This window comes from Vibrio sp. 10N.261.52.C11 (genome assembly GCF_041471405.1).
Taxonomy (GTDB): Bacteria; Pseudomonadota; Gammaproteobacteria; order Enterobacterales; family Vibrionaceae; genus Vibrio; species Vibrio crassostreae_C.
In genome coordinates this window covers 25613-39520 of sequence record NZ_JBFROI010000038.1, presented here as the reverse complement: position 1 = coordinate 39520, position 13908 = coordinate 25613, and the positions used below count along the sequence as shown (strand labels likewise).

The following is a 13908-nucleotide window of genomic DNA, read 5'->3' as shown; positions in this document are numbered from 1 at the left end:
AGCTCACCGCATTCATGCTCATACACTTCATAACCAACAATTTTTCGACTGTAGATGTCCTCAATGACATACAGGTAATAGTGTTGGCCTCGAACCTTTGAAGGTAAGTAAGTGATATCCCACGTATAGACTTGGTTTGAGTCCGTCGCTGTGTAACTGGTTGGCTTCGCTTGCTTCTGTCTGCTCCGCTGACGACCTCGCTTGTGAAGTTGCCCCTGCGTACTCAGTACTCGATAGTAGCTCGACTCAGAGGCGATATACTCACCTCTATCAAGCAGTGTCGGGACGATTTGAGTTGGAGGCAAGCTTGCGAACTCAGAGCGGTTACACACCTCGACAATCGCATCACGCTCTTCCTGAGACAGCTTGTTAGCAGGCTCAGGTCTGATGCATATTGGCCTTTTGTCAGCTTGAACTTCTCCTTGCTGATACCAGCGACGATAGGTTCTCAAGTCAATTTGAACTTCATGGCAAGCTAGCTGTAAACGGCATCCGCATTGCTTCGCTTCAAGGATTAGAGTCACTATGGTCTGCCTTTCATCGGTTGAGGTTAGTCGTCCTCTGGCTCTTCCCCGTAAAAGGCTCTCAGCTTTTTTCTTAGTACCAAGAGGGCGGCCGTTTCAGCGAGTGCTTTTTCTTTGAGTCGTAAATCTTTCTTCAAATCTTTGATTTCAAGTTTGTCAGCTTTAGCCTGCTTCTTTGCTTCAGCTTCCTGCTCTTTACTCGACTTAAACCCTTGCATACATTCGCTGCGCCAACTTTGGATTTGTTCAGGGAAAAGACCTTTTTCACGACAATATTGGCTGAGTTCACTTTCGGTCATCGAGTAAGTCTCGGCAACAATGGCGAGTTTAGTTTGAGCAGACCACTGCTCTGATGAAGTGTTGCTATTTGGCACGGCGGCTCCTGAACCTCTGAGTTGCTGGCGCCAATGATACAGGGTCGCAGTGCTAATTCCTTCCTCTTCCGACACTTCTTTCACTGACATCGAATAGGGAGGTAATAGCTTCTTCAAGATAGCTTCTTTTCTTTCTACTGAGATACGAGACACAATTACTCTTTATCGCCCAAACTGGTTAAATTTTAACAGTGACAACTACCCTGCCAGATAGGGAAACCTTGCCAGTGCCTTTTCTAAATTAGAAAACCATCAATAACTACAGGTATGGCAAATTTACTTGTGAAGTGCTAGTGCGGTGAGTAGCATCGCGCTAGCAAAAGTATTGGGTTAGGTGCGCACTAAGTGCCGTTAAATTAAATTAAGGCAAAATCACACACATCTAAAACCTGATCTATACTCATAATGCAGTAAAGATTAGCTTTCATGACACTCTCTAAGAAAAAGCCTCCCGATTGGGAGGTTTTTTTTGCATCTAAATCTGGGTTCGCACTAAGTGTCGTTATGGTAAATGTGTATTCAGCAACGTTAAATACTACTGTGAAACTACCTCCCCCTCTCTACGCGCCATAACGTATTAAGAGCCAACGTAATGGAAAGGAGGAGGCTTCCACGGATACCGAAATAATGAGCTTTTCAAGCTCACGCTATGCTTACCTTGCCATAAATAACAGGGTTTAGCATGAACGCTAATTGATCAAAAAACCATCATACCTCAACGCTAATTTGGGGTACGTTAATAATTATTAACATTAGTGATAGCAGAAGATAAAGTTGTTGTTTTGTACTTCCAATAAGTAATTTTAGTTGCTTGATTTTTTCCAACATTTCCAAAGTAACTTTCCCAAGCATCGCTACTTGTTAGTAACTCAGAAAACATATTACTCAAATCGCTAGTTGTCCAAACCTTTTTATAACCTTTAGTCCCTGTAGGAGCTGGACTTTTCTTATTTACATAATTATCTACTTTGTACTTATCTTCATAAGCCATAAAAATAGTGTATACAACACCTTGAGGCGCTGATTGTTTATACCATGGAACAACTACAAAATGGTGAACAGCTGACCCCATTAAAAAATGCCACACTTCTGTTTCTGAGTTTGCTCCGGAAAAAGCAAGAGCCGTATTTATTTGACTCTGCATATTTCCTTTATTTTCAATAACAGAACCATTGCCAGAATCGTTCTGAACAGAACCGTAAACAGCACGACTAAATTCAACTGGTACAGATGGGCAATTACTCAATTGCATCAGTTTTGAATTATTCTCTATAGCTAAAATTAGATCTTCACCTGTGTTACTCATATTTTGCTCCGTTAAACGTATAAATCGGGAATAAAAACCAGCCAAATATACTGTATATAAAAACAGCATTCAACCAGGGGCAAGGCCGCTATTTAGTTTATAAAATGGCGCTCCTTATCCTTATAGTAAAGAACACTTAATATCCCTGTGATCATCCTCATCGGGCGAGGTTTTACTGCGAAATTGCTAATTCTTATTGACGCAAGTTTTAGATTGCGGAGGACGGCTTTAAAATTGTTGCAACACAACCTCACAAAAATCGGTGTTTATTATTACTATTTGGTAAATGTGCGAGTTTGCTATCAGAAACAGCCCTCAGACCACCTCAAACGCTCTTAGCGAAGATTTTAGACACTTGATCAAGGCGGTATGCTTCCATAACGCCTTGTAAGTTTGTGACGCTTTAAGATCGGTTTGTAGAGCAAAAGTCATCGAGTTGCTTTGAACTAAGAACTGCACTCTGATACCCAGTTTACGTTCTTTTTGAGTTTGGGTGTCAGATTAGTTCTATTAGGCCAAAAACCACTCGACTGTGAATGCAGACTTTTTGGCGAAACCAATTTAGGTCGGGTAGACGACACTTGTTACCAAGTGCCGTCCCCCTAAGAACCCAGCGTGCAACTTTCACTGCACTAGGCTCAAGCCTTCACGAAGGCATCGTTTGATACCCAGCAACTTATAAAGCAGCGAGAGTAGGCTCCTTCCAAGAGTTGCGAGCTTGCCTTTTTGACTTTCTCTTAGCCAAGTATTCTTGGTGTTGAGGGTCATATGGTGTCGCTGCACTTCGGATTTTTTACATGTCTCTCGATCGGTACTTTGGCTATTTGGAAGAGATTGAACTGGCAATCCATATCCATGATCTTCTGCCAACCATGAAAATGCCATTGGCCTTTTCGGTTGACGAAGTATTTAAGGGCCACCCAAGTTTTGGATTTTGTCGGATGACGCCTCACTGCCCAGTACCATAATGCAAGAAATAGCTTATGACCTACATATCCGAATACCTGTTTAGCCACGCAATGGCGATAATAATTAGCCCAACCCCTTAATTTCGGATTTATCAGTTTGATAAGATCGTTTACAGAGGTTGTTGCATGCTTTTTGATGAGTTCGCGCAGATTGCTCAAGAACAGCAATGTGTTAGATTTACTCGGTTTAATGAGCAATTTCCCTTTGTACTTTCTGTGATTGAACCCTAGAAAGTTAAAGCCGTTATCGATGTGTGTAATGTGCGTTTTCTCTTCGGATAATGTTAAGCCTCTTTCCGCTAAAAATTCAGCGATCAACGGTTTGATATCGTTCTCCAACACTTCCTTTAAAGCGCAGGTGACGACGAAATCGTCGGCGTATCCAATGAAATTGGCTCTACTACCCTTTTTGAGGGCCGTAGACTTAATATGCTGCTCAAGTCCAGCAAGAGTCATTAGCATCAAGGTTGGTGATATTATCCCACCTTGCGGTGTTCCCTCATCGGTGCGATAAAACAGACCTTTGTCCATAAAGCCAGATTTTAGCCATTGTTCCAACATTCTCTTATCAATAACGATGTTATCAAGAAGCCATTGATGGCCGATCTTGTCGAAACAAGCTTTAATATCCCCTTCAAGTACCCATTTAGCTGATTTCTTTAATGCCAAACATTTGAAACACTGCCCAACTGCATCGGCAGTACTGCGATTTGGCCTAAATCCATAACTATTAGGGTCAGCAAGCATTTCCGATATAGGCTCTAATGCAAGAAGATGGAGGGCTTGTTGCGCTCTGTCAATCATGCATGGAATGCCTAATGGTCTGAGCTTGCCGTTCTTTTTAGGGATGTAGATACGCTTGAGCGGTTGGGCTTTGTACGCCTTTCGACTCAATTGATTAACTGCTTTTATGCGGCGTGCATCTGTGTTCCAGATGACACCATCTATTCCAGACGTTTTACTACCTTTATTTTGAGATACTCGCCTTACTGCAAGAAGCTTGGCTGAGCGAGAATGGGTTAGTATCCACTGCAAGGCTTTCGCTTTACCGTGTTTACCTTCTCTAGTTGCCTTTGCGATACGCATCTGAAGCTTTAATACATGCGACTCAATAGGTTTCCAGTCGATAGACTGCCATTGAGCACTGTCAGGAGAGGCACTAATCTCTTTAGAAATCATCATTTGCGTTTCTCCTTAAATAAAGTTCTTCAAACTCTCTCGCAACGAAAGACCAGTCGGAAGTGGGCTCACTTTCGTGACCAGACACGAGTCTGTATCTGCATCGTTACAATGCAGCCTTCGCTTTCTCCGACCTCCTTTACCCGCATCACTATCGGCCACAAGGGCTTTCCCATAGGGAGCGATACAGGCTTACCCTGTTCCGTATGTTACGTAAAATGTCAACTTAGATGCCCACTCTAGTGCGGAGAGTACTTTGATCACGAAAGGCCAATGCCCAACTCCTTTCCGACTCTCGTTGCCGTTTTGGCCACAGCGTATTAACCACTTCCGCTGCTTCATCATATGACGCACCTTTAATGGATTCACATACGTTCATCATATTGACTCCCTAGCACTTACCCGAATTGTGGTTTTCAGGAGGAACATCCTCTCACGATTTTGTTCCCACTCAGCCTAACGGCCAAGTTTCGTTACATTGTCAGATCCGCTACTTTATTCAGGATCTTAGGGTCATCTGGTGATACAGATGGTTCACTCTTGTCGTGGTGAACAACGCTTCATACGACTTCAGGTCGCACGGGCAGAAATGAGCTAGAGCTACTACTCTAATGATTCATTAGAACGAATAGCAGCGTACCGATGCGATCGCTGCCATTTTAAGAGGATACTTTATTGCTTGCTACTCATGGAAACAGGAACGTAATACTTTCTTGGGCTATATAAGGGGTTAAAGGAACGTTTTTGTGCCCAAGCAGCGGCCAATGAATACCTAGTCTAGAATAAAGACATTTAACCCGTTCCTACTCTCTCGTACTGGCCTTATACCTGAAATTACATTCACTCTCGATGGATATCCTATGCCGAGATTAATATTTCCAGCCGTTAAATTGTAACGATTTAGGGATAGGGCTGTAGCAAGGGTATTCGGTTTGTAAGCCGTAGTTAATAATCATTGAAATATCAACGCCGAAGGACCCTGCATAGTTTGCTCGTCTGAACTTCTGCGGATCGTTTTTGGCGGTTTTCTCAAGTACCATCCAGATCATATCTTCAAGGAACTCAGGGTGGCGCCTTGGATCGAGTGCCATTGTATCGCGCATACAGAACCAGCTTCCTCCGCCTAGCTGTTTTTGATTATAGGCATTGTCAAAATACGCAGTATGCAAACCTTGTAGGTAGGCGTTTAAGCGTATGGACTCCACGGTGTCCGTCTCGTCAATGTGCTGCAAGAAGTAGGGCAGTTTGGTGATGTCCGGCAGGTTTTGGGAATATGGTCTTTTATTTATCATTGCGAGTTCGTACTGCTCGTGTATCTCGCTCAGCAGTTGAGTGAGCTCGGGAGAGTGGGGTTGAGCTTGCACGCTCGCACAGGTAAGCAGCAGTAATGGTAAGACTGTTTTCATGGTCATTCTCCCTCTAGATACCTGATCATAATACCAGTATTTAGGCGGTACATAAAGTTCTTTTTTATGCACCTAGTTAAGTATTATTCTTTCGAGTTTTGTGTGTATCTTGGCACCGCAGGATAGGCTTGGTCGGAGGTGACGTATTCCGTCCTTTCGGGTCTAGTGATCTCCTTTTCTACCTGCGACTTGACTGTCAGTTCAATCATCGGCTCAGGTTTGATGATGGGTTTCTGCGCTTCCTCTTGTTGAAGTTTTACATCATCGGTAACCCCATCAAAGCGCGCTTGATTAAAGAGTCCGCCCGTTCCCTTGGTATGCAGCATCTCGGTGCGGGTGTGTGCCACGGTATCGACGGTACTAGCCCATCCTTTCTCCATCGTGTTGTTTTGCTCGGGTGTCAGTTCTGGTTGTTGGGTTGGGGTGGTGGTTTCATGCGCTTTCTCCATTGTTGCCACAATCTTCGCCGTGTCACCATCGAGTCCCGCCATGGTGGTGAACTCTTCAGTGCGTGTGTATTCTTGCCAAGACTTTTTAGCATCAGCAATATCTTCCGGTTGGTAAGCGGTCATTAGGCGTTGGACGTCTGGTTGGTTTAATCCTATGTCTTTTTCCAAGTAATTCTGGAAGCCTTGAATCGCGTTGGCCGTAAAGCTGGCACTGCCAGAGTCGAGGCGCGTTTGAGTATTCGAGAGGGCGTTCAAGTCCGATTGGCTTTGCATGGCACTTACACCAAGAGACTTGGTGTTGCTGGCGTTAATCGCAAAGTCATGCGCAAACTGCTCAACCGAAGTTCGGGTGTCTTTATTGTCCACCTGCGTGCCGGCACTGGTCACGGCATTGGCCCCTTCGGTGTATTGCTGCGTGGCTTGCTCAAGCTGCTGCTTTTGCTCGGTATTCATCTTGCTGTAAGCCGTACGTTCATCATCAGACCATTTCACGCCGCCACTGGCGCCTAAATTGAATGGCGATGCCCCTTTACCGGTGCCTACGCCGCCCTCGAAGCCGCCATAGACACTTTGCAGGTAAGCTTGTGATTGGTCTTTCGTCCAACCCGTTTGTTGAATCACGCTGTCAACCGCCGTTTGCATGTCATTCATACCTTGGCTGACTTGAGTATTAAAGCCACTGGTGCTGCCTTCACCGTAAGCCAGGTTTTTACCCACACTATCATGCCAGCGGTCGCTCAGCGCCGCGCCTCCTTGGAGGGTTTGACTCAGTTGGGTACTGGTTTGTTCAAGGTTTTGCTGCGTTTGATTGCGGGCATTCGCCACACTCTCTTGCAGCATGCTTTGCGTGTTGGCGCTGATGTTGCCGCGACTGGTGGTTTGTGAGCTGTCGTAGGTGGTGCGCCCATCTCCGTGTTGTGTGGTCACCGAGCCGTCTGGGTTTTGGGTGTAGCTGTGACCTTGGTTGGCGAGGGTATTGGTATCAAACTTATTGGCATGGGTGTTGTTCATGCTGTGGTTGTCAATCTGCATACTGCCAAAATCCAGATTACCCGTGGACGCTGCAGCGCTCGCTCTGGCATTGGTCGAGTTAATCATGCTCGAGAGCTGGTAGTTCATGCTCGACATGACTTCTTGACCGCCTTTTAAAATGCCTTTGGCTATCATAGGGACGCCTATCATCAAGATACCCGTGATCCAGGCGAAGCGGCTGTGAAGCTCATCCGCGGCATTCGCGTTGGAAAGCACTAGCCCCCCGAACTTCCCCGAGACATCCGTAGACAGAGATTCCAGTCCCCAAAGCTGAAAGCCGTTGATGATGGCAAACAAGGCTGGCCACGTGGCCAAAAAGGCAAACGTCCCAAAATAGTTTTTTAACACCATCATGGTCAAGCCAGGAATGACCGCGGCACCTGCAACAAAGAAGCCTAGGCACGCGAACAACATAAACATCATGGTATGGAGCATCGGCAAGTATTCTCTTGCCATCAAACCTAATGACGCCCACATTGAGGTGGTTTGCAGTTTATTGGTGGTATAAGCGTAATTGAGCGCAGCTTGCGTTGGGTCAAGGCTATCAAGGTTGTAGCGTAGCTCGTTCATCAGCATGTTTTGTTTGATGGTGCTGGACGCGCTGGTACTCATTCTAAAAAATTTGTCGTAGCTGCGGGTGAGTGACTGCACCACTTGCGGCTTATAACGGTCCGCGTCTTTGCCAAGCAATTGATGCGCTAACAAGCTCATGTTTTTATTGGCGGCATCATCAAAGCGCTGCTTGATGATAGGGTAAGCTTCTTCACATCGCTTGTAGGTGCTTCGGCCGCCGCCCTCATCAAGATAAAGGGCGCGCAACGGGCTTTGCCTAACGCCGTCTAAAAAGGCAAAAATATCAGGGGCGGTAAAGAGTTCATCCCAGGTGTATTTCCCATTGATTCTCACATCCCCAATCATGCAGTTATGAAAGTAGTCTCGCCAGAGTTTTTGTAGTGCCAGCTCATTGATTCTGGATTGTCTTGAGAGCTGATACAGCTCCGAGCCAAACAACATCCCAGTACGACCATAACGCTCATCGTCGGAGGTGGTGAAAATGCCTTCCACACCTTCGGCCATCCCCACCATGATAGAAGAGAAAAAGTAAGTAGGCACGGCCACGAGGTAAGGGACATTATCCACCTTGTAAGCCTTACCCGGTTGCGTCTTATCAATGATGAGCATGTCGGCTTTCATGTTGATAAGAAACAGGGGTACGGCAAAGAACACCACCATCCATTTGATGAGGTCTTTGGGGTTACGTGACAGCATGAAGATAAACAAACTGGTGATAAGCCCCAGCATCATGCACATCTGTAAGTAATCCCCAAAGGTATTGGTTCTAAAAAAAGTGGCCAGCGCATTAAAGGCTTTGTTGACCACTTCGCCGGAAGTGTAAGTGTAATATTCGAGTATCATAGGTCAGTTCCCATAAGCCGGGGTAGGTTTGGTGGTCGTGCTGATTTCTTTTGTGCTTTGCTGCGTGGTCTTTCTTTGCGAGTCAATCAGTTGATTGCGGTTGTTGAGCGCCTCAATGGCATTCTCAGCCAGCCCCGCGGTAAAGCGTTTGGCGTTATCGATATCACGAGTGATGAGGGCGATGTCATCCTGGCTGTTGTTGGTGTTGGCCAAGGATTGGCGGGCAACATTTAACATGCTCACGAGGTACTGATTAAGCAGCTCCACCGCTATCATTCGCGAGTAGTTGCTGGTATCGGGGGTTTGATTGGCGGATAAGTCGTCAATAAAGAACTTGAGTACCGGCGTTTGAATCAGCTCCAGAAAACCCTCTTGTTGACGCGTGAGTCTTTGGTCGGTGGCTATCTTTTGCAGTATCGATTCCAGTTGTTTGCGTATCTGGTTTTGTATGCCGTTAGTTTGACTTATGGATAAGTTATTACGCTTGGTAATGGTAATGCACGCATCTGGGCCTGTTTTGCGACACTGATAAACGTCAGCCTTGCCCCCTTCGAGCAGCACGTTGACGAGGTTGTTGTTGTCGGTCAAAAGGCTAGGGTAATAACGCGGATTGCCGTCTTTGTCGTACACGTAAGAGCCTGACAAACTCATCATGAATTGCGCTAGATTTTTGTCGGAGGACAAAAAAGCGTTATTCATGATCGCAGACCAGACCACGTTGTGATTGGTTTGGGTCATGTCTTTCAGGGCTGGATCCTTTTTGGCGTCCTTTAGCTGACCCGCTGCTTTGCCTCCTGCGCCACATTCCTGCTGCCCTTGAACCCAATCTGAGAAGGCGTTGTTTTGTGTACCAAGCGTCGCGCAGACATGCTTTTTGGTAGCAGGAGCGGCAAAGGCGGCCAGTCCACCGATGGACGCTTGCGCGGCTTCACAAGAGTTCACCGATTGATTGAGATATTTGTCGAGCCTGGCTTGGAGATTATCCAGATTTTGCTTGAGCTGCGGTGCCCAGGTTTGCAGGGCTAAGTTGACAATAAAAGGAGGGGCATTATGAATAATGGCTTTGCCCAGTTTCACCAGTTGGTCTGAGCTGATGTGTGAAAATCCCCCCATAAACATATCAATGCCAGTGCACCCGGTACTGATGGAGGGGACAGTGACGCTGACCAACTGTGCATCGACAATTTGATTACGCACAAACAAACTGCCACCGGTGTAGTAGTTGGCCGATTGCCCTTGGTAAGCCGTCGGGGTTGAGACGTTGGCGTTGTACCCTGAGTTATCAAAAAAGCGGGCCAGCGAGTGGTTGGTGTCGGCGTGACTTACGCCTGATAAGCTGATGAGAAATAAAGGAATAACTCGCTTATTCACCGCAACGGTGGACAAGTGGTGGAAAAGTGAGCGCTTCATTGGAGAGCCTCCTGCACTCGCGGATCGTTAAGGGCGTTCTGAATGCTTTGGGCAAGCGTGCTTTCTGGTACGTCTCCAATGCTCAGACGTGAGAACTTACGGCTGTTCACGTTCATTAAGAAGGTCGCAGGCATGACCGTTTTTCCCTGGCCTGGGAAAAAGGTCTTGCCTATCTCTGGTGTGACAGGGATAGGGACCTCAAACCCTGGAAGGCCCGGCCCATCAACAGAGAAGGCGTAAACCGGCAATTGAAATCGCTCGCCAAGACGAGTGATTTTAGGGGCGGTCTTATGGCAGTACGGGCAGGTGCTTTCAAAAAAGAACACTAGGGCATATTGGTTTTGCATGGCAGCGTGTGCGCTGGCGGCATGAATCAAAAAAGCAAGCACAAGGGTACGAAGAAATGGCATAGCGCCTCCTTACGTTTGGGTGGTTTTACATGGATTGAGTGGCTTTAAAAATCCGATTGCTCAAAGTGGGTGGCGACGTTGTAAAAGCGCCCAATTAAATCATTTTGGCTTATCCAGCCGTACGCCAGTGGCTTCATCTCTCCAGTGCTTGGATGCACCAAAATCAAGGCGGGCGTAAAAGGCACCGTGACTTTTCCTTGGTTGTGGCGGTTTTCTTTGAGGTGAGTGATGAAGGTTTCATCATTACTGATCCCAAGGAGCTCAAAATGGTATTGGTCAGCAAACGCTTGAATGGACGGGGCGAGTTGCTGGCTTAGCGTATCTTTTCCTTCATAAACAAAGAAAAAGCCCCATCCGTCTTGTTTCATCTTTTCAACCGCGTCGGTTTTCTTCTTATCCTCCAGTGTTAAATACACTTGTCTTGCCGCTTGCTCTGTCGGATGGTCTTTGGTGTAAGAAAACTCAGGTCTTTCGAGCAGCAGCGCTTTAAAGGTCATGCCTAATTGGTCGGTTTGGTCCGTGATAAAATGATTTAACGCTAAAAACTTCGCGAGCTTGTCTTTATCTTTGGGATGAATGGCCGCGTCGTTTTGCGCTTCAATATGCACAGAGTGAAACCAGGCCATCTGTTCGGTCGCCGATAACGTTTTAGGGCTTGATACGGTGGTTTGAGTGTTGCTTGGTAGCGGCTTAGGTTTGGGCGTTACGGGCATTGCCTTTGGCTCGTTGTACCAGCGCCACCCAGGAGGGGTTTCTTGAGCAAGAGCTGGATGGAGGTGAGTCAGCAGCGCTAGGGTAATGACGCAAAGCAGAGGTTTTTTCATCATCATAGACCTTGATTCCGTGGAGGCGGTTATCCGCCCGTGGCACTTTGAAGTCGTTTCTTGATTTCATCAAAGTTGGGGAGGTTGGTGTTGGCACGCATTTCCGGGTAGAACTCTTTAAAATCAATGTATTCAAAATTGATTTGACCCAGTTCTTCGGGCGTAATAGCGGCGCAGGTGGGATTTTTAGCACTGCCTAACCGTTTACCCAGTTGCTGAAGAGACCCTTGCTCTTGGATGATTTTGGCCAGCTTGTTGTCGTAAACGCAGTAACTGCGCTTTTTACGGGTGCAGACACCCAGCACTTTCTTGGCGCAGTATTGCCCCACGTACAGGGTTAAGCCTTTCTCTTTGGCTTCCCCCAGCGCTTCTTCCGCTTCGCTGCATTTCGCTCCCAATCCTTGCCCCCATCCTGAGTCTTTACAACAATCGTTGAAGCCCGCGAGTTTCTTACTGCACTTCATCGGCTTTCCCGTGAATATTTTGGGTGGGTCGCCGATGTCTTTCACGGCTTCGGCAAGTCCTGCCAGTGCCGCAACGGACTTATCAAAATTGTTATTCAATTTGGGCGCCTCCTCGTAACACTCCCCGTCAAGACAGAAGGAGTGCTCCCCACATTGCAGATCAGTGGTTCGGCATGTCTTCTCAACACAACGCTTTGTGACCTCTTGCTCGACGCACACCCCATTTTGCTTAAGGCTGCAATGTTGAGTTTGAGTCGTACAGTCTTTCGGGAGGTTTGCGCAGGTATTAGGGCGGTCACAATGATGGTCTATCCGATATTTCCAACAATTGAGCGTGGTGGGAATGCCATTAATGGTGCGGGTGGCTCGACCTTCAATACATTGCTGGCGAGTGACCTTGCACGAGTTCATCAGGCGGCATTGTGTTCGCCAGGTCATGGTGTTTTTGATGCAGTTCCCTCCGGATAAGGAGAATCCGTTTGAGCAGCTCAAGGTGGCTTTTTTCGTTTGTGTGGTGGGTCGACAAATCTCGTAGCGTTTATGCCAGTATGCGCTCCATTGCCAGTTTAAGTTGATGGTATATTTTAAATCGCCAAGCGTGTAGCCTTGGTTGGGAGAGACTATCTTTCCATCCCAAAAATACGTGGTTTCTGATCCCGAAAAACCTCTTCTAGTCCCTGATTGCCTCACGTAATTGTCATTATTGTATCGGCATTGTGGGAGGGGGCGTTGGCAATCCCTCCCTTGTTGTGTCCAGCCGGATGGACAGCGGTAGCTCACCTCACCGGTGCTCACGGAGGCAACGGGGACTTTTGTACAAGGCACATTGTTATTCGTTGGACGATGACACTGTTTAGGAATGTGTTCGATAAGGCACTGGGAGCCGCTATCACAATCCACATAGGCATTTGAGAGACCGTGAGTGATTTCATACGCATTCTCTTGGCCGAGTAAGGCAAAGCGCATCGCTGGGTCGCTTTTAACATCGGGGCGCCCTTTATTAAAGTGGGTGTTGATGTCTTGAGCCAATCCATTGGTCACAAACTCTGTCCCTTTTTGTGCATTGATATCACTGTCTGACAGTCTTGACTCTTTTGGACTGCGGATCTCTTTTCGACACGTGGCGTCTTTGCAATAGTCATCGACATTGAGTGGAAGCGCATGAGGCGTGAGAGCTTGGCTTGCCGTTTGCTTCGCCCAATTGGCGCTCTCGGTAAAGGTTTGTTGTTCGCTGGCAAGAGCGAGAGTAGATAAAAAACTGAGCGTGAGCGCAGCCCAGAGGTCAATGCGCATAAGGAGCACCTCATCAAAAGTTGGGGTGAGAGAGGGTTATTGGGCATAGAGCGTGCGCAACAGTGGATGAATGTTTTGCTGCGCATCCCCGGCCGCGAGGTAATCCAGAGCTTGGTAAAGTGAAATGTTGCCGTAAAGGATGTCGTAGTCACTGGCTTTGCAAGGCTGCTTAGGTAAGCAACGGTTTTGTTTGACCGAAACAAAGGCCGGTACGCGATGAATATCAAATTGCTTAAACCAATCAGGGCTGATGGAAAAGCCGCTTTGAATGGGCGCCTTATTGGGGGAGCGTATCAAGGCCTCGATCCGCTTGGCCGTGGCCGGAAAACCTTCAGGTAAGACACCGCGTATCACCAGTGGAACGCCTAAGTGCTCACTTTGCATCAGAAGCTGTTTGAGCGCGGTCTTGGGCATGGTGAGTGAAACAAACACCATTACCCCTTTTGGGGCTTGGTCAGGGTTGCGCGTGGGCTTTTGTCGCCCCAATAAGGGGGACAGGCTCTCCTCTTTTATCAAATCTTGAACATTGCGGCTGAGAGTCAGCGCTTCTTCTCGATAAGCCTGGGCTTTATTTTGTATGTCGTCCGTAGGCCACGTCTTCGCCGCCTCCGGTTGTTGAGTCATTTTTTGCTCAAGCTTGGCAAAAGATTTGAGCTCTTGCTCAGTGTAAGCTTGGGCGGGTAACGCGATAAAAAAACACAGAAAAACAAGAGAGCGCCTAAAGGTGCTCTCAAAAGATGGAATGGTCATAGTAACCTCTTCATTATGGCCGCTGAAAGGGTGGGTAGAGGGTGTGAGCGTTTTGGAAGCTGATTGACAGCACCTTACGAGCATTGAGATCGCGACAAAACGA

The 13908-nt window shown here is 47.1% G+C and carries 9 protein-coding genes and 2 pseudogenes; all 11 read right to left on the bottom strand.

Annotated features, from left to right (window positions below; all coding sequences use genetic code 11):
- Positions 1–524: pseudogene (locus AB4323_RS16245) on the bottom strand (IS3 family transposase); the annotation flags it as partial.
- 26 nt (positions 525–550) lie between these two features.
- Positions 551–1051: a transposase gene (locus AB4323_RS16240; RefSeq protein WP_017068482.1), complete on the bottom strand. Its 501-nt coding sequence runs from the start codon at positions 1049–1051 to the stop codon at positions 551–553.
- 583 nt (positions 1052–1634) lie between these two features.
- Positions 1635–2204 carry a hypothetical protein gene (locus AB4323_RS16235; RefSeq protein WP_016799065.1) on the bottom strand — a complete coding sequence of 190 codons (570 nt, stop codon included), beginning with the start codon at positions 2202–2204 and terminating at the stop codon, positions 1635–1637.
- Between the two features lie 676 nt (positions 2205–2880).
- Positions 2881–4354: pseudogene (gene ltrA / locus AB4323_RS16230) on the bottom strand (group II intron reverse transcriptase/maturase).
- Between the two features lie 866 nt (positions 4355–5220).
- A complete protein-coding gene (locus tag AB4323_RS16225; protein ID WP_229648365.1) occupies positions 5221–5757 on the bottom strand; it encodes a hypothetical protein in 537 nt (178 codons plus the stop codon).
- An 83-nt stretch (positions 5758–5840) separates the two neighbouring features.
- The gene (gene traG, locus AB4323_RS16220) at positions 5841–8654 is read right to left on the bottom strand and encodes a conjugal transfer mating-pair stabilization protein TraG (RefSeq protein ID WP_229648364.1); all 2814 of its coding nucleotides are present in this window, start codon (positions 8652–8654) and stop codon (positions 5841–5843) included.
- A gap of 3 nt (positions 8655–8657) precedes the next feature.
- Positions 8658–10064 (bottom strand): conjugal transfer protein TraH, encoded by a 1407-nt coding sequence (locus AB4323_RS16215; protein WP_016800101.1) that lies wholly within the window; start codon positions 10062–10064, stop codon positions 8658–8660.
- Positions 10061–10474 (bottom strand): type-F conjugative transfer system pilin assembly thiol-disulfide isomerase TrbB, encoded by a 414-nt coding sequence (gene trbB / locus AB4323_RS16210; RefSeq protein WP_016800100.1) that lies wholly within the window; start codon positions 10472–10474, stop codon positions 10061–10063. The genes AB4323_RS16215 and trbB overlap by 4 nt, the downstream gene beginning before the upstream one ends.
- Positions 10475–10518: 44 nt before the next feature.
- Positions 10519–11304 (bottom strand): type-F conjugative transfer system pilin assembly protein TraF, encoded by a 786-nt coding sequence (traF, locus tag AB4323_RS16205; protein WP_102561329.1) that lies wholly within the window; start codon positions 11302–11304, stop codon positions 10519–10521.
- A 23-nt stretch (positions 11305–11327) separates the two neighbouring features.
- Positions 11328–13055, bottom strand: a complete 1728-nt coding sequence (traN, locus tag AB4323_RS16200; protein ID WP_372107313.1) for a type-F conjugative transfer system mating-pair stabilization protein TraN — start codon at positions 13053–13055, stop codon at positions 11328–11330.
- Positions 13056–13091: 36 nt separating this feature from the next.
- Positions 13092–13805 (bottom strand): type-F conjugative transfer system pilin assembly protein TrbC, encoded by a 714-nt coding sequence (trbC, locus tag AB4323_RS16195; protein ID WP_017103571.1) that lies wholly within the window; start codon positions 13803–13805, stop codon positions 13092–13094.
- Between the last annotated feature and the right edge of the window lie 103 nt (positions 13806–13908).